Origin of the sequence: Flavobacterium sp. CFS9 (assembly GCF_041154745.1) — a bacterium.
Classification (GTDB): Bacteria; Bacteroidota; Bacteroidia; order Flavobacteriales; family Flavobacteriaceae; genus Flavobacterium.
Window position 1 is genome coordinate 1,519,515 of sequence record NZ_AP031573.1, and the last position, 23,871, is coordinate 1,543,385.

Annotated in this window: 20 protein-coding genes; 14 read left to right on the forward strand and 6 right to left on the reverse strand. The window is 36.6% G+C overall.

Annotated elements, in window-relative coordinates:
• Positions 1-8: 8 nt before the first annotated feature.
• Entirely contained in the window at positions 9-1,151 is a 1,143-nt protein-coding gene (locus ACAM30_RS06680; protein WP_369617770.1) for a cystathionine gamma-synthase, read from the reverse strand.
• A 105-nt stretch (positions 1,152-1,256) separates the two neighbouring features.
• Here ACAM30_RS06680 and ACAM30_RS06685 point away from each other — a divergent pair, with 105 nt between their 5' ends.
• The gene (locus ACAM30_RS06685; RefSeq protein WP_369617771.1) at positions 1,257-2,000 is read left to right on the forward strand and encodes a DUF4163 domain-containing protein; all 744 of its coding nucleotides are present in this window, start codon (positions 1,257-1,259) and stop codon (positions 1,998-2,000) included.
• An 81-nt stretch (positions 2,001-2,081) separates the two neighbouring features.
• Here the strand turns inward: ACAM30_RS06685 and ACAM30_RS06690 are convergent, their stop codons facing one another.
• The 3 genes from ACAM30_RS06690 to ACAM30_RS06700 form a co-directional block, all read right to left on the reverse strand.
• On the reverse strand, positions 2,082-3,233 hold the full coding sequence (locus ACAM30_RS06690; protein WP_369617772.1) for an ATP-binding protein: 1,152 nt from the start codon (positions 3,231-3,233) through the stop codon (positions 2,082-2,084).
• 102 nt (positions 3,234-3,335) lie between these two features.
• Positions 3,336-4,088, reverse strand: a complete 753-nt coding sequence (locus ACAM30_RS06695; RefSeq protein ID WP_369617773.1) for an SDR family NAD(P)-dependent oxidoreductase — start codon at positions 4,086-4,088, stop codon at positions 3,336-3,338.
• Between the two features lie 182 nt (positions 4,089-4,270).
• Positions 4,271-5,143: an aldo/keto reductase family oxidoreductase gene (locus ACAM30_RS06700; protein ID WP_369617774.1), complete on the reverse strand. Its 873-nt coding sequence runs from the start codon at positions 5,141-5,143 to the stop codon at positions 4,271-4,273.
• Positions 5,144-5,355: 212 nt separating this feature from the next.
• On the opposite strand from ACAM30_RS06700, the gene ACAM30_RS06705 reads away from it, so the two are divergent.
• From ACAM30_RS06705 to ACAM30_RS06745, 9 genes are all read left to right on the forward strand, one after another.
• Entirely contained in the window at positions 5,356-6,360 is a 1,005-nt protein-coding gene (locus ACAM30_RS06705) for a MoxR family ATPase (protein ID WP_070906412.1), read from the forward strand.
• Between the two features lie 80 nt (positions 6,361-6,440).
• Positions 6,441-7,304, forward strand: a complete 864-nt coding sequence (locus ACAM30_RS06710) for a DUF58 domain-containing protein (RefSeq protein WP_369617775.1) — start codon at positions 6,441-6,443, stop codon at positions 7,302-7,304.
• Positions 7,305-7,465: 161 nt separating this feature from the next.
• The gene (locus ACAM30_RS06715; RefSeq protein ID WP_369618645.1) at positions 7,466-7,723 is read left to right on the forward strand and encodes a four helix bundle protein; all 258 of its coding nucleotides are present in this window, start codon (positions 7,466-7,468) and stop codon (positions 7,721-7,723) included.
• A gap of 98 nt (positions 7,724-7,821) precedes the next feature.
• Positions 7,822-9,456 (forward strand): transmembrane domain-containing protein, encoded by a 1,635-nt coding sequence (locus ACAM30_RS06720; RefSeq protein WP_369617776.1) that lies wholly within the window; start codon positions 7,822-7,824, stop codon positions 9,454-9,456.
• Entirely contained in the window at positions 9,456-10,457 is a 1,002-nt protein-coding gene (locus ACAM30_RS06725; RefSeq protein ID WP_369617777.1) for a VWA domain-containing protein, read from the forward strand. The genes ACAM30_RS06720 and ACAM30_RS06725 overlap by 1 nt, the downstream gene beginning before the upstream one ends.
• An 80-nt stretch (positions 10,458-10,537) precedes the next feature.
• The gene (locus tag ACAM30_RS06730) at positions 10,538-11,572 is read left to right on the forward strand and encodes a VWA domain-containing protein (RefSeq protein WP_369617778.1); all 1,035 of its coding nucleotides are present in this window, start codon (positions 10,538-10,540) and stop codon (positions 11,570-11,572) included.
• Positions 11,573-11,614: 42 nt separating this feature from the next.
• On the forward strand, positions 11,615-12,388 hold the full coding sequence (locus ACAM30_RS06735; protein ID WP_369617779.1) for a tetratricopeptide repeat protein: 774 nt from the start codon (positions 11,615-11,617) through the stop codon (positions 12,386-12,388).
• 98 nt (positions 12,389-12,486) lie between these two features.
• Entirely contained in the window at positions 12,487-14,241 is a 1,755-nt protein-coding gene (locus ACAM30_RS06740; protein ID WP_369617780.1) for a BatD family protein, read from the forward strand.
• Positions 14,242-14,295: 54 nt separating this feature from the next.
• Positions 14,296-15,045, forward strand: coding sequence for a tetratricopeptide repeat protein (locus tag ACAM30_RS06745; RefSeq protein WP_369617781.1), 750 nt, complete (start codon positions 14,296-14,298; stop codon positions 15,043-15,045).
• 198 nt (positions 15,046-15,243) lie between these two features.
• Here the strand turns inward: ACAM30_RS06745 and ACAM30_RS06750 are convergent, their stop codons facing one another.
• Together ACAM30_RS06750 and ACAM30_RS06755 are read right to left on the reverse strand one after the other, a co-directional pair.
• Positions 15,244-15,813: a 5-formyltetrahydrofolate cyclo-ligase gene (locus tag ACAM30_RS06750; protein WP_369617782.1), complete on the reverse strand. Its 570-nt coding sequence runs from the start codon at positions 15,811-15,813 to the stop codon at positions 15,244-15,246.
• A complete protein-coding gene (locus tag ACAM30_RS06755; RefSeq protein WP_369617783.1) occupies positions 15,800-16,780 on the reverse strand; it encodes a succinylglutamate desuccinylase/aspartoacylase family protein in 981 nt (326 codons plus the stop codon). The genes ACAM30_RS06750 and ACAM30_RS06755 overlap by 14 nt, the downstream gene beginning before the upstream one ends.
• A 111-nt stretch (positions 16,781-16,891) precedes the next feature.
• Here ACAM30_RS06755 and uvrC point away from each other — a divergent pair, with 111 nt between their 5' ends.
• The 4 genes from uvrC (at position 16,892) to hppD (ending at position 23,860) form a co-directional block, all read left to right on the forward strand.
• Complete coding sequence (uvrC, locus tag ACAM30_RS06760) at positions 16,892-18,685, forward strand: excinuclease ABC subunit UvrC (protein ID WP_369617784.1); 1,794 nt, start codon at positions 16,892-16,894, stop codon at positions 18,683-18,685.
• An 8-nt stretch (positions 18,686-18,693) separates the two neighbouring features.
• Positions 18,694-21,051, forward strand: coding sequence for a patatin-like phospholipase family protein (locus ACAM30_RS06765; protein WP_369617785.1), 2,358 nt, complete (start codon positions 18,694-18,696; stop codon positions 21,049-21,051).
• A gap of 317 nt (positions 21,052-21,368) precedes the next feature.
• A complete protein-coding gene (locus tag ACAM30_RS06770) occupies positions 21,369-22,526 on the forward strand; it encodes a homogentisate 1,2-dioxygenase (RefSeq protein WP_369617786.1) in 1,158 nt (385 codons plus the stop codon).
• A 173-nt stretch (positions 22,527-22,699) separates the two neighbouring features.
• Entirely contained in the window at positions 22,700-23,860 is a 1,161-nt protein-coding gene (hppD, locus tag ACAM30_RS06775) for a 4-hydroxyphenylpyruvate dioxygenase (RefSeq protein WP_369617787.1), read from the forward strand.
• The last annotated feature ends 11 nt before the right edge of the window (positions 23,861-23,871 follow it).

Below are 23,871 nucleotides of genomic sequence, written 5' to 3' on the forward strand. Positions count from 1 at the left end.
CCTTTTTTTTATGCTAAAGCCTGCTCTAAGTCGGCAATTAAGTCTTCGGCATCTTCAATACCAACACTCAATCGAACTAAATCATCGGTAATACCCACTTCAGCTCTTTTATCTGCCGGAATCGATGCGTGTGTCATCAAAGCCGGATGATTGGCCAAAGATTCTACACCGCCTAAAGACTCTGCCAAAGTAAAAACTTTCAACTTCTCTAAAAACGCAATCGAATCTTCTTTCTTTCCTGATTTAAAAGTAAAAGAAACCATTCCTCCAAAAGCTTTCATTTGCTTTTTGGCAATTTCATGAAAAGGATGACTTTCTAAACCCGGATAATAAACCGTATCGATCTTAGGATGATTGCATAGATATTCTACCACTTTCTCTCCGTTTTCACAATGTCTCTGTACTCTTAATGAAAGTGTTTTGATTCCTCGCAAAACCAAGAAACTGTCCATTGGCCCCAATGTCGCTCCCGTTGCAAACTGCTGAAAATGCAGCTGATCTCCTAAAGCTTCATCTTTTACGATTAAAGCACCGGCAATTACATCTGAGTGACCTCCTAAATATTTTGTTGCAGAGTGCATTACGATATCCGCACCCAAATCAAGAGGTTTTTGTAGATAAGGTGTTGCAAAAGTATTATCGACAGCAAATAAAATATTATTGGCTTTTGTAATTTTGGCTACCTCCTGAATGTCCGCTAATTTCATCAACGGATTGGTTGGTGTCTCCACCCAGATCAGTTTCGTATTTTCATTGATTAATGATTTCAATTTCTCAATATCTGTCATATCAACAAAGTGGAACTTAATTCCTGAATCTTTATATACTCTGGAGAACATTCTGTACGTTCCTCCATACAAATCATCCATTGCGATAATCTCATCACCGGCTTTAAACGATCTCAAGATACAATCTGTTGCCGCCAAACCTGATGAAAAAGCCAATCCACGAGTACCATTTTCAATACTGGCCAAAGCATTTTCTAAAGCTGAACGCGTTGGATTTGAAGCACGGCTATACTCATAATCTGCCAAAGGCTTACCCGGACTCGTTTGTATAAAAGTTGAAGTTTGGTACACCGGAGGCATAACTGCTCCTGTAGCAGGATCATGATGCTGACCCCCATGTATTACTTTAGTATTGAATTTCATATGGTTATAAATTTTAAATCCTTAATTCTGGTACAAATTTACCGTTTAATTTATTTTAATCCTGATACAACTTCTTACCTTTGTATATAATTAACACTTTTCGATATGAAACATTATCCCTTTTTAATCTTTTTGCTTTTAACATTTGTAAGCTGCAGCAAAGAACTGTCATTTGAAAATGAGTCATTTGAAAAAGAATCGACAATTCCTTGCGAAAAGGACTGTCCGAAAATAACAATCGACGTTCCCATTGCAAAAAATATTCCTGTTGTAGCGGACAGTATTAATAAAAAAGTTTTCTCAGTGATAAAAGAGATCGTCTATTTTGAAGAAGATCCCAAAAAAGCTAACGACTACAAATCTTTGGCAGCCTCTTTTATCGCCTCTTACGAAGAAATGCATAAAAAATTCCCAACAGAAACTTTCGGATGGGAAGCAACCGTAAAAGGGAATGTCGAATTTGAATCAGACGAAATCATCAATATCAAAATTGACCATTATACCTTTACAGGCGGAGCACACGGCTATCAGGGATATCGTTCTTTATTGTTTCATTCTAAAACCGGAAAAACAATCTTTACCGATCAGCTCTTTAAAAACGAAAAAGAATTTATAGCTTATGCCGAAAAAGAATTCCGTAAAAAATATAAAATTCCTGAAAAATCAAACATCAATGCAACAGGTCTAATGTTCGAAAATGACAAATTCCACCTGCCACAGAACATTTTTTATACGAAAGAAGGATTGCTCTTATATTACAACTCGTACGAAGCCGCTTCTTATGCCGACGGCCCAAAAGAGCTTTTATTTCCGTACGATGAAGTCAGCAAGTATTTAAAATATCACTAATTTTAAGCCAAAACTGTACGTGCCAAAAAGCCCTAGAATCTCAGAACCTTAGCACCTTTGCCACTCTGTACCTTTGTACCTCTACTTAGCCCCTTCCTGAACATCATATTTCATCTTACGCAAAACCCGAAGTGCTTCTTTAAACGATAGGTAAATATTCCCGAAAGGTTTTAAAAGCAATTTGGCATCAATCAATTTTTGTTTGGCATCCTCAAAACCGTTCAGATGACAGATCATAAAAGTAGAAGGCAGATTCTCCAGATCTTTTAATTCGCGCCCTGATAAAGTGATTCCTTTCTGAAGTTTTTGGAGCAGAGCGATATTTGAATTGTAAATATGATACAACATTTTCCGATTGAATTCAGGGGGCTGAAAAAGCATTTCACTTTCAATTTTATAATAGCCGTTGTCAAAAAAATGAATGGTTTGCTTTTCCAACGGATAATAACTGGTCTTGTCATTTAACCCCAGCGGAACATATTCAGTTATGGTAAAACTATCCTCGTCATAAACAATAGTAACCACATCCTGAGCAGAATAAAAAAGCTTAATCTGTTCGTTTATCAACTCAATATCAACACGCGATAAGAACGTTTTATCTCTGGATTTTTTAGGAACTCCTGCCCAACAGATCACAAACAATTCTTTAAAAACATGGTACTTCGGCGACATGTCTTTGTGCCTGAAATTCATAAAATCAATTACCCCATCAAGTGTGTACTGGATACTGTTTCTTGAGCTGTTTTCGATCCCGATTACTGTTTCTGTATTTTGATAGTTCTTTTCGACCTCACCTTCAACAGGAACCGAATTACTTCCCCGTCGCATAAAAATACTATTCGCAAGGATGGTGTGAATTCCTTTTTTAAAATAAGAGATTTTCCTTTTCGGCTTAATCGTTACCAATCCGATTACTTTATCTTTTGGGAGATTGGGAAACGGAACATTCTCGTATTGAATTTTAGGCGGATTTTCTAAAAAGGCATTCACGAGATTCTGGATTCGACTGTCATCAAAAAAATCATCCCCAACGATTTCGTTGTCATGATCTTCCACCCCCACCACGATATAAGAATTATTGGTCGGGTTTGAATTGGATAAGGCGCAGATATGCTTCAGGAATTTCCCTTTCCCTTCCCGAGAATGCAGATTCAATTGCCTTTTCTTATCATAAAAACTGCTCTCGTCGTTATGAGCGAGCAGGTTTTTTATTAAAAGGCGTTTGTTGATCATTTTTTTAGATTGTTGGATTGTTGGATTATTAGATTATTGGATTACTAATCTTAGTCCAAAGATCTAATAATCCAACAATCTAAAAATCTAAGCAAGTCTAATTTACTCTCTTTTAACAATTGTCGATGAAGCTTGCGCCGTACTCATGACCACTAAATCAGCAATATTAACGTGATACGGTCTTGAAACTACAAAGTGAATGATATCTGCAATATCTTCTGCTTGTAGCGGATCAAAACCTTTATACACATTTGAAGCTCTTTCAACATCTCCTTTAAAACGTACTTCACTAAATTCGGTTGCGACCATACCGGGATGAATTCCTCCAACTCTGATTCCGAAAGGATTTAAATCGATTCGCATTCCGGCCGTAATCGCATCAACGGCATGTTTACTGCCGCAATATACATTCCCGTTCGGATACACTTCTTTTGCAGCTGTTGAACCAATGTTTATAATATGACCTGATTTTTTGGCTGTCATTATCGGAATCACCGCTTTTGAAACATACAAAAGTCCCTTCACATTGATATCAATCATGGCGTCCCAATCGTCTAAATCACCGGTTTGAATCGGATCTAAACCATGAGCATTTCCGGCATTATTAATCAAAACATCAATATCTGAAAAGGATACAGGAAGAGAAGCGATTTTCTCAAGAACATCCTTTTTATCCCGAACATCAAATGCTAAAGAATGTACTTCCGTAAACTCCGAAAGTTCTTTTTCGAGTTCGTTTAAACGCTCGATACGTCTTCCACAAAGTACTACTTTATAATTATTTTTAGCCAGTATTTGCGCGGTTGCTTTTCCAATTCCGCTTGTGGCTCCAGTAATTAAAACTGTTTTTTTCATTTTAACTGTTTTTTTTAACACATAGAAGCATAGATCGTATGTTTCTATGTGTTTATTTTTTTATCGCACAGATTAAAAGTTTTTCAATAACTAATCAATCATCTCAAATCCATTAATCTGTGGCAAAATATTTTTAGCATTTTCCCTGAATACTCAAAACTGCGACTGAAAACTTAAAAAAATTAAGCAACATCATCACCCATACTTTCTGTCCAGATCGCAAACCAGTCTTCTTTATCCATTTCCAATTCCACTGCTTTCATCAACGACTGAATTCTGGCGATATTAACTGTTCCCGCAATCGGAATTACGTTAGCAGGGTGTTTTAAAATCCAAGCCAATAAAAGGGTATCCGAGCCAAATCCGTATTTCTTCACTAAATCCGAAAACAGCTTTTTTAAACGACGTGTTTTTTTGGTGTCTTCTCTAAAAACTGTTCCAAGCGGATTCCATGACAACGGACGGATTCCGTGAGTCTGCATATAATCAAAACTTCCGTCCACCATCGGTTCGAAATTCGTAGCCGAAAATTGCACCTGATTGTAACTCACTTCGGTTTTCTGGCGAATCAATTCGGTTTGAGAACTTGTAAAATTCGATAGTCCGAAATCAATAATTTTTCCTTCCGATTTTAACTTTTCAACGGCTTCCGCAATTTCATCGGCCTGCATCAACGGACTAGGTCTGTGCAGTAAAAAAACGTCCACATAATCTGTCTTTAATTTCTTCAGTGATTCTTCGACAGACCACACAATATATTCTTTAGAGTAGTCGTAATGTTTGATTGTATTTTTACGGCTTTCGGCAATCATCTGAATACCGCATTTGGTGATTAATTGTAATTTTTCACGCGAAATTTTACTGGCCTGAAATGCTTTTCCAAAATCCGCTTCAGTAGTATAAGCTCCGTAAATATCAGCGTGATCAAAAGTAGTAATTTTGTTTTCGATACAGATCTGTATCATGTTTTCCATTTCTTTAAGCGTTAGGTTTTTATCCCATACACCCCAATTCATAGTGCCCGAAATAATAGGCGATAATGCTGTTTTACTCATGGTTTTATTGCGTTATTTTTGGTAATAAATATGCTTTTCTGAAGCATAATCACCAAAGTTCTTAAAAATATAAAAATAGATTCCCAATTCGTCCTTAAAATTAGGTCTTTGGTCGAAGTTTTAACCATTTTTTAACATCTTACTTCTCAAAAAATATTCAATTTGCACTCTCAAAAGTTAGGCATAAAATTCAAGGTTTTAAAAATATTTATATGGAAGAAAATACAACGACTTTAGACATTAGAGCGATAAATGACAAAATTGAAAGAGAAAGTGCTTTTATAGACCTTCTTACAATGGAAATGAACAAAGTTATTGTGGGCCAAAAACATATGGTCGAGCGTTTACTAATCGGACTTTTGGGGCAAGGACACATTTTACTTGAAGGTGTTCCGGGATTAGCCAAAACTTTAGCGATTAATACTTTGTCGCAAGCCGTTCAGGGATCGTTCAGCCGTATTCAGTTTACTCCTGACTTATTACCTGCCGATGTTATCGGAACAATGATTTACAACATTAAAGCCAACGAATTCTCCATTAAAAAAGGTCCTATCTTCGCTAATTTCGTTCTTGCCGATGAGATTAACCGTGCTCCGGCAAAAGTGCAATCAGCACTCTTAGAGGCAATGCAGGAAAAGCAGGTTACTATTGGCGATACCACCTTCAAACTAGATCGTCCGTTTTTAGTTCTTGCTACTCAAAACCCGGTGGAACAAGAAGGAACTTACCAGCTTCCTGAAGCACAGGTCGATCGTTTTATGCTTAAAACTGTAATTGATTATCCAAAAATTGACGAGGAGCGTTTTGTAATTCGTCAAAACTTAAAAGGGAGTTACGAAAAAGTAAATCCAGTAGTTTCTGTTGAACAAATCTTGCGTGCGCAGGAAGCTGTTCGTGAAGTTTACATGGACGAAAAAATAGAAAAATACATCTTAGATATCATCTTTGCTACCCGTTATCCGGAAAAGTACAAGCTTGCCGACTTAAAACCTCTTATCAGCTTTGGAGCATCACCACGTGGAAGTATCAATTTAGCTAATGCAGCAAAATGTTACGCTTTCATCAAACGTCGTGGTTATGTAATTCCTGAAGATGTTCGTGCAGTTGTACACGATGTTCTGCGTCACAGAGTTGGTATCACTTATGAGGCTGAAGCCGAAAACATTACTTCTGTAGACATTATCAACAAAATCGTAAACGAGATTGAGGTACCTTAAAAATTTGTTTCAAGTTTCAGGTTTCAGGTTGTCGCAAGACTAACTTGAAACTTTTAAACTTTAAACTTTAAACAAATAAAATGGATACAAAAGAGCTTTTAAAAAAAGTACGGAAAATAGAAATCAAAACCAAAAGACTGAGTAATCATATCTTTTCGGGAGAATACCACTCTTCCTTCAAAGGACGAGGAATGACTTTTAGTGAAGTACGTCAATACCAATATGGCGATGATATTCGTAACATCGATTGGAATGTAACGGCGCGCTACAACGAAGCTCACGTAAAAGTTTTTGAAGAAGAACGTGAACTAACCATGGTTTTAATGGTAGACATCTCGGGTTCTGAAGGTTTTGGCTCAAAAAGTCAATTTAAAAAAGACATCGTCACCGAAATTGCGGCAACGATGGCTTTTTCGGCTACACAAAATAATGATAAAATTGGTTTAATATTATTCTCTGACAATGTAGAGTTGTATATTCCCCCAAAAAAAGGCCGCTCTCATGTGCTTCGAATCATTCGTGAGTTAATTGAATTTGAACCAAAGAGTCATAAAACTGATATTTCGCAAGCTTTGAAATTCCTGTCCGGAACTCAAAAAAAGAAAGCCATCGTTTTTATGATCTCCGATTTCATGTCTGAAAATTATGAGCAGACTTTAAAAATTGCTTCTAAAAAGCATGATATCACCGGGGTTCGTGTGTACGATATCCGCGAGGAAAAAATTCCGAATCTAGGAATGGTAAGTATGCTCGATGCTGAAACAGGGAAAATTCAATTGGTGAATACCGGCTCAAAAACAGTACGACTGAATTACGAAAAACACTATCAGGACAGAGTGAATTATTTCAAGGATATTTTTAGTAAATCCGGAGCTGGCGTCGTAAATACAAGAGTCGACGAAAATTACGTGACCAAATTATTAGGCTACTTTAAATCAAGGTGATTTTAGATATCTGATTAACGATTTTTGATTTATGAAGGGGTGGGATAACTAAGATTCAAGAAATGACTAAACAAGAATTAGAAAACAGACTTATTGATTTTGCAGCAAGCATAATATCATTAACTATTAAATTTTAAAAAAATTACGCCGGAAACCATTTACTGACACAAATAACAAGATCGAGTACATCACCAGCTTTAAATTATGGTGAAGCACAAAGTGCAGAAAGCAAAAAAGATTTTGTTCATAAAATGGGAATTTGCCTGAAAGAACTAAGAGAAACCTACGTCTGTCTGAAAATAATTGAAAAAGCAAATTTATCAACAGATTTAGAAAATCTAACGAAAGCAAAGACAGAAGTAAATGAATTAATTTCAATATTTGTAACAAGCATCAAAACATCAAAAAATAGTTCATAAAAAATAAAAGATTAGATTTTTTAGGAAAATAGTACATCCCTATCCGTTTCGGACAAAATCCGAAATCAAAAATCGTTAATCTGCAATCGTTAATCCCAATGAAATTAAAATTTTACATATTTTTATTTTTACTTTCCTCAGCTGTTTTTGCGCAACAAAAACAAGTTGAGACAAGCATTGATACTACAAAAAATAAAATTGGTGCCGAATTTAAACTAACTCTTAAAACAGTTGTAAGTTCAAAATCTAAGGTTGTTTTTCCTAAACTAAAAAACATTGGTCCGTTAGAGGTTATTCAATCCTATCCTATCGATACGGTTAAGAAAAATGACACTTATGAACTGATCAAAAAATACGGATTAACCCAATTTGATTCCGGAAAATATACCATTCCGTCTATTAAAATTTTAATTGACAAGAAGCCTTACGCAACAGATTCAATTCGTGTTGAAGTGGCCAATGTAAAAGTCGATACGTTACAACAAAAAATGTACGACATCAAAGACATTACTCCGGCAGACAATGGGATTGGCAACTGGTGGATTTATGTTTTGATTCTGATTGTAATTCTTGCCATCGGAGCCTTTGTTTATTGGTATCTTAAGAAACACCAAAAGAAAAAGATCGAAGAGGAAGTTTATAAAACTCCTATCGAAAAAGCGACAAGTTTACTGAACAATCTGGAGCAAAAAGAACTCGTACAAAAAGGAGAAATTAAAGAATATTACAGTGAATTGACGGATATTGCCCGAAACTATATCGAGGAGGCCATTCATATTCCGGCAATGGAAAGTACCACTTCAGAATTGATTCAAGCAATTAGAACCGCTTCTACCAAAAAGAAAATGACGCTGACACCGGAAACCGTTGAAAATTTAGAACGTGTTTTACGTCAGGCGGATTTGGTAAAATTTGCAAAATCTAAACCTTTAGAATTCGAAATTACAGAAGACCGAAATAAAATTCAGAAAGTAATCCTGACACTTGATAATGCTATTCCAACCGAAGTGACGGCAGAAGAAGAGGATCAATTGTTGAACGAAGCACAAAAACAAAAACAAATAAAACTTCAGCTGTTAAAGAAACGCAACAAACGTATTGCGATCTCAGTAGGATCTGTTTTATTTTTACTAATTGCCACTACTGCCTTCTTTATCGTTACAAAAGGTTTCAATTATGTAAAAGATAATATAATCGGACATCCTTCAAAAGAATTATTAGAAGGAGAATGGGTAAAAAGTGAGTATGGAAATCCGGGCATTCTGATTGAAACGCCAAAGGTTTTAAAACGTATGGATACTCAAAAAGTCCTTCCGAAAGAAACCATGGCTCTGATTAAAGAAATGCAGCTTTTTGCTTACGGAAGCATGGTTGGAAACTTCTACATAACCGTTTCCACCAGCAAGTTTAAAAATCCTGTAGAACTAGACCTGGCCAAAGCATTAGAAGGTTCTTTGAAAGTTATTGAGGCTCAGGGCGGACAAAACATTATTGTAAAACAAGAAGATTTTCAAACCAATGAAGGTGTTCAGGGACTAAAAGGATACGGAACCATGACCGTTTTCAATCCGGTTGACAAAACAAGTGCAAAAGCATATTATGAACTTTTACTTTTTAAACAAGATCAGGGATTACAACAGATCTTGATTTTACACGAAGAAGGAGACACCTATGCCAATGATATTACAACCAGAATATTAAATTCTGTAGAACTTAGAAAAGCGAGTAACTAATGGATAAGATAACTTTTTTAAATCCGGAATTTTTTTGGTTGTTTCTGTTAATCCCAATTGCGATCGCTTGGTTTTTCTGGAAACGCAACCAGCAATCGGCGACTTTAAAAATGAGTTCAACTCAGGGTTTCAAAAACAGCGAATCGCTATTGACCAAATTAAAACCTTGTTTATATGTTTTCAGGATTATCGCTTTAAGCTCTTTAATTATTGCCTTAGCACGACCAAGAACAGTAGACATCAGCAATCAGACCAAAACCACAAAAGGAATTGATATTGTAATGGCAATTGACGTTTCGGGAAGTATGCTTGCCAAAGATTTAAAGCCAAACCGTATGGAAGCTTTAAAAAGAGTGGCGGCAGATTTTGTTGAGGAAAGGCCTAACGATAGAATCGGATTGGTTTTATACGCCTCAGAAGCTTACACCAAAACTCCTGTTACAAGTGATAAAGCCATTATTTTAGAAGCTATCAAAGGAATCAAATACGATACGGTTCTACAAGACGGAACGGGAATTGGAATGGGACTGGCAACCGCTGTGAACCGTTTAAAAGACAGTAAAGCAAAAAGCCGTGTGATTATTCTAATGACGGATGGAGTGAACAATGCCGGTTTTATCGAGCCTGAAACGGCTTCTGACATTGCAAAACAATACGGAATAAAGGTGTACACTATCGGAATTGGTACCAACGGAATGGCTCCTTCTCCATACGCATACGCACCAAACGGAGGCTTCCTGTTTAAAATGCAAAAAGTAGAAATCGACGAACAATTGATGAAAAGTATTGCCCGTAAAACAGACGGAACTTACTTTAGAGCTACCAGCAACAATCGATTAGCCGAAATATACAGTGCCATCAATAAACTCGAAACTACCGAAATACAGGAACTAAAATTCTACGATTACGACGAAAAGTACAGAGTATTTGTTTTACTCGCTGCCTTTTTGTTGGTATTAGAAGTAGGATTAAGAAATACAGTTTACAGAAGCTTTATATAATATTTTAGTCGCAGTCACAGTTTTCAGTTTACAGCTGAAAACTGCGACTAAAAACTGCGACTGAGAACTAGAATCAAAAAATGGAATTAGACGAAAAAAAATATTTATACCTTTTATTCTTACTCCCAATTGTGGCGTGCATTTTTCTTTTCAATATGTATTGGAAAAAGAAAAAGCAGCGCGAATTTGGTGATCTTGAAATGGTAAAAAGGCTTAGCCCGGAGCGCTCTGTTTTTAAACCTGTCTTAAAATTATCGGTATTGCTTTTGGCACTTGCCTGTTTGATTATCGGATTGGTAAATCCTAAGATTGGGACTAAAATGGAAACTGTAAAACGCGAAGGTATCGATATTGTTTTTGCCGTTGACGTTTCAAAAAGTATGCTTGCCGAAGATGTGGCACCAAGCCGTTTAGAGAAAAGTAAACAGCTGGTTTCTCAAATCATCAACAATTTAGGTAGTGACCGAATTGGGATCGTTGCTTATGCCGGAAGCGCCTTTCCGGTTTTACCGATTACTTCAGATTATAGTGTTGCCAAAATGTTCCTGCAAAGCATGACTCCTGATATGGTTTCTTCACAAGGAACTTCTTTGGATGAGGCCATCAGATTATCTTCCACTTATTTTGACGAAAAAAGCAAAACCAGTAAATTACTGATTCTGATTTCTGACGGAGAAGACCATTCTGAAGGTGCCACAGCCGCTGCAGAAGAGGCCAATAAAATGGGGATGAAAATCATTACCATTGGCGTTGGAACTGAAAAAGGAGCTACCATTCCATTAAAAGAAAATGGCGTAGTCAGAGGTTATCAAAAAGACCAAAACGGGCAAACCGTTACGACAAAATTAAATCAGGAAGATTTAAAAAATATTGCAAAAGCGACCAAAGGTGGTTATGTTTACGGCGGAAATACCAAAGAAGTTCTGGAATACATCAAGAATGCCTTAAATAATATTCAGAAAACAGAATTCGAAGCGACTCAAATGGCCGATTTTCAATCACAATTTCAATGGTTCATCGGGTTTGCTTTTCTGTTGTTGTTTTTAGACATTTTCCTTTTGGAAAGAAAAACAAACTGGATTAAAGAGTTGAATTTATTTAACGAAAAGAAATAATTGTTTTCCATAAAACCGGAAACAAAACATAAAAAAATTAGAATGAAAAATTTACTTCTTTATATTTTACTCACATTTTCTTTAGCAGTTTCTGCTCAGGAGAAAGACAAGACATTGCCTGAGGCCAATGAAGAATATAAGCAGAATAAATTTACGGACGCAGAAGCCAATTATAGAATTTCAGAATCAAAATTCCCAAAACGTGCAGCTGCCCCTTATAATCTGGGAAACACTATCTATAAACAAAATCAGGTTTCTGAAGCTCAGTTCGCTTACGCTAAAGCGATAAAAAATGCTAAAGCAAGACCAGATAAACACAAAGCATTTCACAATTTAGGGAATGTTTTCATGAAAGAGAAAAATTACACACAGGCCGTTGAAGCTTACAAAGAAGCCTTACGTAACGATCCTACCGATGATGAGACTCGTTACAATTATGCTTTGGCAAAACAGAAACTAAAAGAAAATCCTCCGAAAAACGACAAAAACAAGGACAAGGATAAAGACAAAAAGAACGACAAAAAAGACGATCAGAAAAAAGACGGCGACAACAAAGACAAAAAGGACGGAAAAGACGATCAGAAAAAAGACGACAAAGGCGATAAAGACAAAGATAAAAAAGACGGTAAAAACGACCCTAAGAAAGATGACAAATCAGACAACAAAGGGGAGCCAAAACCAATGCCTGGAGGTATATCTAAAGAAAGAGTTCAGAATTTACTGGATGCCGTAAACAACGAAGAAAAGAAAATTCAGGACAAAGTCAACGCTCAAAAAGTAAAAGGTAACCCGAAAAAAACAGAAAAAGACTGGTAGACAGATTGTTTGTAGTTTATTGTTCATCGTTATTAAACTGACAGTAAACCAAAAACAACAAACGACAAACCATAAACAACAAACCGATTAAACAAGTAATGAAAAGATATTTAATTCTATTACTATTCACTTTTCAGGGGCTTATGGCTCAAGTTCAATTTGAAGCCAAAGTAAGCAAGAATACGCTTGGAGTAAATGAAAGGCTCCGTATTGACTTCATCATGAATGTTGATGGAGACAACTTTGACCAGCCTTCTTTTGATGGTTTTAAAGTTGTAGCCGGACCAAGCCAGCAAATAAGCCAATCCTGGATTAATGGAAGAAGTTCTTTTCAAAAAATCTATTCTTATATTTTACAGCCCGACCACAAAGGGACTGTAACGATCAAACAGGCTGCGATCGAGTACAATGGTCAAATCTACAAAACGGCACCTTTAAAAATTGTGGTAACCAATGCCGTTGCACAGGAAAGAGACCCTAATGACAGACCTCAGGGATCGAGTACAGGTGATGAAATGCTGCATCTTGTAGCTGAAATTTCAAAGACAAATCCGTATTTGAATGAGCCGATCACTGTTGTTTACAAATTGTATTTCAACTATATCAATGTAACCGGGTTCAAAGAGCTGGCTAAACCTAAATACAACGACTTCTGGAATCAGAATATCGATATCAAACAACTTGCTGTTGAGCAGGGAAGTTATCAAGGGCAAAGATGTTATTATGTAGTCTTGAAAAAGACCATTCTATACCCACAAAAATCAGGAAGACTTACCATCGAACCGCTTTCACTGGACATAGGTGTGCAATTGCCTACCAACCGTCGTGATATGTTTGGTCAGATGATTGTAAGCGACGACAACAAAGTAGTTTCGGCCGGAGCCAAAACAATCAACGTTCGACCTTTACCGGAAGCTACCAAACCGGAAGGTTTTGGAGGTGCTGTGGGTAAATTTAATTTTACAGTGACCCCTTCTAAAACAACCTTAAAGAGCGGAGAAAGTCTTGACCTGTTTGTGAGTGCAGCCGGAAACGGAAACATGAAATTGTTTACTTTGCCAAAACCTGTCGTTCCTAATGCTTTAGAAATGTACGATCCGGTTCACGATGAAAAAGTAACCACGTCACTTTCAGGCATGTCCGGAAAAATAAGCGACAAGTACACCATTATTCCGCAATACAAAGGAAAATATGCAATCAAACCAATGCAGTTTTCTTATTTTGATTTGAGCACAGGTTCGTACAAAACGATCACTTCACAAGAAATCATGATTGACGTTCTGGACGGCCCAATGCCATCGGCAGCGAATGCTCCTGCACATGCGTCTAAAAATGTCATTGCCAAAACAGAACAGTTTAAATACATCAAACCTAAAACAACTTTAGTTTCGATTGCTAAGAAAGATTTTTACGGTTCTAATCTGTATTACACACTATTGTTCCTGCCTTTCGTAATTCTGCCAATTATCATTTTGGCTAAGAAACGAAAAGAAGCGATTGACGGTGACGTGACCGGAAACCGTATTAAAATGAACAATAAACTGGCGAAGAAGTATTTATCTGAAGCTAAAAAACAACTTAACAACAAAGAAGCATTTTATATTGCTCTGGAGAAAGCAATGCACAATTTCCTAAAAGCAAAACTGCATATCGAGACCTCAGAAATGAGCAAAGATAATATTAGCGAATTGCTGCTGTCCAGAAATGCCAATCCTGAATCGGTTCAAAGTTTTATTAATCTTACTGAAAACTGTGAATTTGCGAGATATGCTCCGGCATCGAGTACATCAATCCAACAGGATTTTGACAAAGCTGTTCTGATCATTTCGGACTTAGAGAAACAAATCGTTTAAATTAAAACAAAACCCGATGGCTCTAAACGGCCTGTTAGGTTTAATGACCATAAAATGAAAAACATAGTATACCTTTTTTTATTAATTACTCAAGTCTTCTTTGCTCAAAGCAGCTTTGAAAAAGGAAATGCGCTGTATCAAAAAGGGCAGTATCAGCAAGCAGTTGATGTTTATGAAAGTATTATCAAAGAAGATAAGCAGCAATCGGCAGAGTTGTATTTTAATTTAGGGAACAGTTACTATAAATTAAATAAAGTAGCTCCTTCGATCTATAATTACGAAAAGGCACTGGTTTTAAAACCACATGATCCGGAGACCTTAAACAACTTAAAATTTGCCAAAAAGCTAACTATTGATGAAATTAAAGAAGTTCCAAAAGTAGGTTTTGCAAAACTGATTCAGAATTTTACCGGAATTTTCGATTACAATACCTGGGCAATAATTTCTATCGCAATCGCATTTGCTTTCTTACTGACTTTTATCGGATATTACTTCTCACAGCTTACACTGTCAAAAAGAATCTATTTCATTGGAATGTTTGTTCTTTTGATTGCCTTGCTTTTAAGTGTTTCGGCAGGAATGTCTGAAAAAAATCATTTCGATAACGATCGCCCTGCCATTGTTTTTGCTGAATTAAGTGAAGTTCGAAGTGAGCCTCAAAAATCTGGTTCAGCCATATTCTTATTACACGAAGGTGCAAAAGTTTATGTTAATGAAACCGTTGGAAGCTGGAAAAAAATCGAATTAACTGATGGAACGGAAGGCTGGATTGATGCCTCGACCATTCGAGAAGTAAAAAATTAAATTCCAATTAAAAAAAAATCAAATTCTAAAACCTGGAATACAAACAATAAAAAAATCCCAAATACCGATCTTAAAATGGCATTTGGGATTTTTTATATCTGTATCAATCCATTCAAAATTGTGTTCATGATATAAGCAAAATTAAATTCAAGATCACGCAAAATTTAAATTTATTTATACCATATTTATGACTTATAATCAGAAAGTATAAATTTTTAAAGGCGTCACACAATAGTCCAGTTTCACATCTGATTCAAAGACATCCTCAATCTGATCTTCAGCTTCAAAAAAAGAAAGTCCAATTTTAATGGTTTCCGGTTTGCATTCTGACAGGAATTTATCGTAAAACCCTTTTCCGTAACCTACCCGATTCCCAGAAACATCAAAAACCAAAAGCGGTACAAAAACCACCTCTATCGTTTCAGAAGGAACTTGCAAACCATTTACAGGTTCAGGAATGTTGTATTCATTTTTCTTAATTTTGGTATTATCCGTCAACAAAAAATGCGTCATACCCCGAGTGTCAAAATCACTTTTTGAAACTACTATTTCCTTATCTTTTCCGGAAAGCAAATGCAATACGTACTCTGTATTTACTTCCCGCTGTTCTTCAATCGGAAGAAAAACATGATAATAGGTTTTATCCCAAATGGGCAATTGGATTAAATTATTGGCAATAGCCAGACTTTTCTCTTCGAGATCATTTTCTGAAAGTTCTTTTCGAAGATTTTTATAGTGTACTCTTAATTCTTTTTTATTCGTCGGCATACTCGTCTCTGTTTTTAGACATGTGGTAAATCGCATCTCCTTCATACACGATGGGTGAGTGATTGGCATTGATCACAAATCCGTCGTGCGGTGCTTTTACTTTTTGTTCAAATTTACCAAACGGATCGGTAATAATGGCCAGGATAGTACCTTTCGTTACAAAACGTCCAATCCTGTTGTAATCATGTAACAATCCTGAGCACTTCGCACGCAGCCAAACCGAATTTCTAATGTAGATAGAAGGATCTTCCGCTGCTTCGACAAGATGTTTAGAATCCAGCATATTCAAATAATGCAGCAAACGCTTCACTCCCATCACTCCTTCATTTGCTACCGTATCATTAATATCCAAAGATTTTCCGCCTTCAAAAAGCAGCATTTTTATATTGGCTTTCTCACAGGTACTTCGGAATGAACCGCTAATATTTTTAGAATACAACGTAAAAGGCGCATTGAAAACATCGGCAAGTTCTTTCAGCTCCGGATTATTTTCCGTAATCCTGATTTGCGGCACATTAAATCGACTCGCTCCTCCGGCATGAAAATCGACAGCATAATCAATAATCGGCAAAATTTCTGCTACAATATGATAAGCGAAACGACTTGCTAAAGATCCTTTTTTACTTCCCGGGAAAACGCGGTTTAAGTCACGTCCGTCCGGAAATTCTCTGGATTTATTTACAAAACCGTAAATATTGATAATAGGAATGCAAATAATAGTTCCTTTAGCAGGACGGTTGATTTTTTTGCTGATAAGCTGTCGAACTATTTCAACGCCATTAATCTCATCACCGTGAATTCCTGCAGAAAATAAAACGACCGGACCTTCGATTTTTGAACGGCGTACGATAACCGGAATATTCAATTTTGTAGTGGTATGCAGACGTGCAATTTCAACGTTTATTGTTTTACTCTCTCCCGGCAGAATTGCTTCGCCAAAAATTATCAGGGGTTTACTATTTTTCATGTAGAATTATAAAATCTAAATATAGAAATTATTCTTTTGATTTAGTAAATTTGAAACTAAATCAATGTTAAGCTTTCTAAAGCACAACACCATCTCCAGAAACACAACAGAATGCAAAAACCTTCCTTAGATCTTCAAATCCAAACCTTGCCGGACAATCCCGGTGTGTATCAATATTATGATAAAGACGGGAAGATTTTATATGTTGGAAAAGCCAAGAATTTAAAAAAAAGAGTCTCCTCTTACTTCAATAAAATACACGATACTGCCAAGACCAACGTTTTGGTGAAGAAAATTGTAACCATAAAACACATCGTAGTTCCCACAGAAACGGATGCACTTTTACTGGAGAATAATTTAATTAAAACATTACAGCCGCGTTATAATGTTTTGCTGCGCGACGACAAAAGCTATCCGTGGCTCTGTATCAAAAAAGAACCTTTTCCAAGAATATTTTCTACACGAAGAATGGTCAAAGACGGTTCTGAATATTTTGGTCCCTATACCAGCTTCAAAACCGTACATACTATTTTAGATCTCATCAAAGAATTGTACCCTTTGCGAACTTGTAATTTTGATTTGAGTCCATCCAATATTGATTCCGGGAAATTTAAAGTCTGTTTGGAATATCACATCGGAAACTGCAAAGGACCTTGTGAAGGACTTGAATCTCTGGAAGACTACCAAAGACAGGTTGATGCAATCCGCGAAATTCTAAAAGGAAATTTTAAAGAAAGTATGAAAGACTTCAAACGACTGATGACCCAATATGCAAAAGATTTGCGTTTTGAAGAAGCCCAGAAAATAAAAGAAAAAATCGAAATTCTGGAGAATTACCAGTCGCGATCCACCATTGTCAATCCGAAGATTACAAACATTGATGTTTTCTCGATTGTTTCCGATGAGACTGCAGCTTATGTTAACTTCCTTCAAATCTCACACGGATCAATCATCCGTTCGCATACTTTAGAAATGAAGAAAAAGCTGGAGGAGACGGATGAAGAATTATTAGAACTTGCCATTATCGAATTACGCGAACGCTTCCAGTTATTGTCTAAAGAAATCATCGTTCCGTTTGAAATTGATTTGGGTGAAAACATCAAAACTACCGTTCCTCAATTAGGAGACAAAAAACAAATATTAGAGCTATCCATCCGAAATGCAAAATTCTACCGAATTGAACAGCTCAAACAATTGCAGATCGTAGATCCTGACCGACACACTAATCGAATCATGGCACAAATGCAAAAAGACCTGCGATTACCTGTTGAACCCCGTCACATTGAGTGTTTTGACAACTCGAATATCCAGGGAACAAATCCGGTAGCCGCCTGTGTGGTTTTTAAAGACGGGAAGCCAAGTAAAAAAGATTATCGCCATTTTAACGTTAAAACCGTTGAAGGCCCAGACGATTTTGCTTCGATGACCGAAATTGTATACCGTCGCTACAAAAGATTACTGGACGAAAATGAACCATTGCCACAATTAATTATCATTGATGGTGGAAAAGGACAGCTCTCTGCAGCATTAAAAAGTATCGACGCTCTTGAACTTCGCGGCAAAATTGCGATCATCGGAATTGCAAAACGTCTTGAAGAATTGTTTTACCCGGGAGATTCAATTCCGTTGTATCTCGATAAAAAATCCGAAACATTAAAAGTGATTCAGCAGCTGCGAAATGAAGCGCACCGATTCGGGATCACTTTTCACAGAGACAAACGAAGCAAAGCTGCACTGAACTCGTCTGTAGAAAGCATACCCGGTATTGGCGAAAAAACAATGCTTACGTTAATACAACATTTTAAAAGTGTTAAAAGATTAAAACTGGCAACCGAAAAAGAAATATCTGATGTAATAGGAGTATCAAAAGCCAAAAAAATTGTCGACTTTTACAAAACCAACTAGTTATCTTTATGCCTACAGATCAACTGCTTTACAAAAATACCACATTAGAACGTTTCTTTTCTCCACTAGAAAAAGACGCTTCTAGAGTCATTCCGTTTTTTCAGAAAACAAAAGCCTTTTGTATTTCGCAGTTCTCTATTTCAATCTCCAGTGCAACTCTATTCTTCTTTTTGCTATTGCTGATCAATTCGCAAAAAACATTTTCGCAGGAACAGAAAAAGGACACTATTAAAAGGCCTAAAATCGGATTGGTTTTAAGTGGTGGCGGTGCCAAAGGATTCGCCCATATTGGAGTTTTAAAAGTTCTGGAAGAAGCCGGAATTAAAATCGACTATATTGGCGGTACCAGTATGGGGTCTATAATCGGCGGACTTTACGCTTCCGGTTACAATGCCTCCCAAATCGACTCTATCTTCAAGAAAACCAACTTTGATGAACTCATCAACGATTACATTCCGCGATCGTCCAAAAATTTTTATGGCAAAAAAAATGATGAGTTGTATGCCGTTGTGTTGCCTTTCAGTAAATTCAGAATCGGGATTCCGGAAGCCCTGTCAAAAGGAATGTACAATTACAATTTGTTAAGCGATCTTACCCGAAATGTACGTCATGTACGTGATTTCAATCAGCTTCCAACTCCTTTTCTATGTATTGGAACGAACATTGAAACCGGAGAAGAAGTTTTGCTAAACAAAGGAAATCTCGTTCAGGCGATGATGGCAAGTTCAGCATTCCCCTCCCTCTTCACCCCTGTTGAAATCGACGGAAATTTATTGGTAGATGGAGGTGTGGTCAACAACTATCCCATAAAAGAAGTTCGTAATTTGGGCGCTGATATTATCATTGGTGTCGATGTTCAGGATGATCTTATGAATCGTAAAAACCTAAAAAACGCCACCAAGATACTCGTACAAATTACCAATCTGCAGTCTATTGATAAAATGAAAAGCAAAATCAAGGATACCGATGTTTATATCAAACCGGACATTCGTGATTATGGTGTCATTTCATTTGACAAAGGAGAAGAAATTATCCGAAAAGGAGAAGAAGCAGCTTTTGCGGTCTATGAAAGAATCAAATCTTTAACCGATGAAGCTCATTTTTATAAAAAACCCAAATTAAAAATCGCAAGTGATACACTACAGATCAAAGAAATAAACAGTGAAAATCTTGAGAATTACACGAAAGAATACATTCGTGGAAAGCTGCGTTTTAAACCCGGAAGTACTATAACCTATAACGATCTTAAAAGAGGAATCAATAACCTGAATGCTACCCAGAACTTCAGTACCATTTCCTATTGCCTGCAACCGGATGACCAACAGGACGATCTTGATATAGTTTTAAAAGAAAATCCCACTCAGACTTTTTTAAAACTAGGTCTGCACTATGACGGACTCTACAAAAGTGGAATTCTGCTCAATCTTACCCACAAAAAGACCTTTTTAAAAAATGATGTTACCTCGCTTGACGTTATTTTGGGAGATAACTTCAGGTACGACTTCAACTATTATATAGAAAACGGTTTTAATATCAGTTTTGGATTTCAGTCCCGTCTAAATCAATTCAATCGAAATGTCACTACTAGTATTAATACCTTAACGGCGCAGAATCCAAATGTAAATCTGATTAATGTTGACTTTTTAGACATTACCAATCAGGCCTATTTTCAAACCATCTTTGTACAAAAATTTTTAATGGGTGGAGGCTTTGAGTACAAATACTTAAAAATAGACTCTCCAACACTTACCAACACAGTAAACACTATCGAAAAGAGCAGCTATCTTAGTCTTTTTGGTTATTTAAAATACGATTCATTCGACAGTAAAAGTTTCCCTCGCTCCGGCTTGTACTTCTCTACCGATTTACAAACCTACTTAGCGTCATCTGATTATACGCGACAATTTAAACCTTTCTCGATTGCAAAGGCCGAAATTTCTTTTGTAAAAACGTTTTTTAGAAAAGCAACTATCAAAATTGATGCCGACGCGGGGTTTAACATTGGCAGCGACAGTGTTCCGTTTTTCGACTTTATACTCGGAGGATACGGCTATAGCAAAATCAACAACTTCAATTATTTTTATGGATACGATTTTCTAAGTATAGCCGGAAACAGTTTTATAAAAACGGGAATTACTCTCGATTATGAAATTTTCAAAAAGAATCACGTAAATCTTTCTGCTAACTTTGCCAACTTGGGAGATGATATTTTCACGAAGGTTGACTGGATTTCAATGCCAAAATATACCGGATATGCTGTTGGTTACGGATTGGAAACCATCATTGGTCCAATCGAGATTAAACAATCCTGGTCTCCTGAAATGTCTAAAAGCTACACTTGGTTCAGTATTGGGTTTTTATTTTAGCATTAAAGCGAAGAATAGTTCAACAAAATGGTGCTATTTTTTTACCTTTTAAAAATTATATCAAAAAAAATTAAAATAAATCACGTTTATAAATGATATAATTTATAATTTTACTGAGCAAAAATTACGACATTTGTTATAATGAAAACAAAATGGACAGGTTTATTAGAGTATCTTCAATTCCTCATCAAGAGAAATCCTGAGTGAAGCTATCGAATTGAGATAATTAGTCAATTTTAAGAAATTGAGCTGGTTATCTGTTCACACAATTCAAATTTTCAAATTATCTAATTTTAAAATTATCTAATAGAAAAGCCATGCCATTATATCACAAACTTGGAGACTTCCCTCAAAAGAGACACACACAATTCGAAAAACCTAACGGAGGTTTTTACTACGAACAATTATTCGGAACCGAAGGTTTTCATGGACACTCGTCATTATCGTATCATGTTCACAGACCTACTCAGGTAAAAGAAATTTTAAATTCCTATTCCGTTGAGCCAAAAATTGCCATCGGAAAAAATATAAAATCATTACTTTTTAAAGGTTTTGAATTAAAACCTGAAAATGATTTTCTGGACAGCCGTAAAGCCATGATGGTTAATAAAGACTGTATCATTGGACTGGCAGCTCCTAAAGAATCACTTCGAAATTATTTCTACAAAAATGCCGATGCTGATGAAATGCTTTTCATCCACAAAGGAAAAGGAAAATTAAGAACCATGTTGGGTAACATTCCATTTGAATATGGCGATTACCTGATTATTCCACGAGGCATTATTTACCAAATCGAATTCGAGACCGAAGAAAACCGACTTTTTTATGTCGAATCCTACTCTCCTTTTTACACTCCAAAACGTTACAAAAACCAATCCGGACAACATTTAGAGCATTCGCCATTTTGCGAACGCGACTTTATTTTGCCAAGTGAATTGGAAACACATGACGAAAAAGGTGATTTTTTAATTAAAATCAAAAAAGAAGGCATGATTCACGAAGTGGTTTATGCTACACATCCATTTGATGTTGTGGGCTGGGACGGTTACAATTTCCCATACGGATTCTCGATTCATAATTTTGAACCTATAACGGGACGTGTTCACCAACCACCTCCGGTACACCAAACATTCGAAACGGCCACTTTTGTCGTTTGTTCTTTCTGCCCAAGACTTTACGATTATCATCCGAAAGCAATTCCGGCACCATACAATCATAGTAATATAGATTCTGATGAAGTTTTATATTATGTAGATGGTGACTTCATGAGCCGTAACAATATTGAGCAGGGTCATATCACTTTACACCCAAAAGGAATCCCACACGGTCCAGCGCCAGGCGCAATGGAACGCAGCATTGGCCACACAGAAACACAGGAATTAGCCGTTATGGTTGATACTTTCCGTCCGCTTATGGTTACAGAAGAAGCCATGGGACTTGACGACGGTCAGTATTACAAATCCTGGTGTGAGTAATTTCACTTTCAATCTAACCGCAAAGTCCGCAAGGATTTTACGCTAAGATTCCTATTCCAACTTTGCGAACCTTGCAATTTGCCTTTGCGCACATTGCGGTAAAAAAACATTCAAAAAAAATAACTCTTTCGGCTAAACAAATTAACGTTTAACCGATTAAACAAATAAACACCATGAGTAAAGAAGTAAAATCAGTAGAATACGGATTGGAAAAAATCTTCGAAGGAGCACAGGATTTTCTTCCGTTATTAGGAACCGACTATGTAGAATTCTATGTCGGGAATGCAAAACAATCGGCACATTATTACAAAACAGCTTTCGGATATCAGTCATTAGCTTATGCCGGATTAGAAACCGGAGTAAAAGACAAAGCTTCTTATGTTTTAAAACAAGACAAAATCAGAATTGTTCTAACAACTCCGTTAACACAGGATTCACCAATTCACGAACACCTTAAAAAACATGGTGACGGTGTAAAAGTAGCCGCTCTTTGGGTAGAAGATGCCAGAAGTGCTTATGAGGAAACTATAAAACGTGGTGCCCGCTCTTTTATGGAACCAACAGTTGAATCGGACGAATTTGGAGAAGTGGTTCGTTCCGGAATTTACACTTACGGAGAGACAGTTCACATTTTTGTGGAAAGAAAAAACTACAATGGTATTTTCCTTCCGGGGTATCAGGAATGGAAATCGGATTACAATCCGGAGCCAACCGGTTTAAAATACATCGACCACATGGTTGGAAATGTAGGCTGGAACGAAATGAATATTTGGGTAAAATTCTACGAAGAAGTAATGGGATTCGTCAATTTCTTATCGTTCGATGACAAACAGATTACCACAGAATACTCAGCATTGATGAGTAAAGTAATGTCAAACGGAAACGGAAGAATTAAATTCCCTATTAACGAACCTGCAGAAGGAAAGAAAAAATCACAAATTGAAGAGTATTTAGATTTCTATGGTGGTCCCGGAATTCAGCACATAGCCATTGCTACAGATGACATCATCAAAACGGTATCCCAATTGAGAGCACGAGGTGTTGAATTTTTATCTCCTCCTCCTCATACATACTATGAAGCGATTCCTGAGAGATTGGGCGTACACATGGACATGATGAAAGAAGACATTAACGAAATCGAAAAACTAGCCATCATGGTCGATGCAGACGAAGACGGTTACTTGTTACAAATATTTACGAAGCCTGTTCAGGACCGACCAACACTATTTTTCGAAATTATACAAAGAATGGGGGCAAAAGGATTCGGTGCAGGAAACTTTAAAGCTCTTTTTGAGTCAATCGAAAGAGAACAGGAATTGAGAGGAACGCTGTAAAAATGCATTTT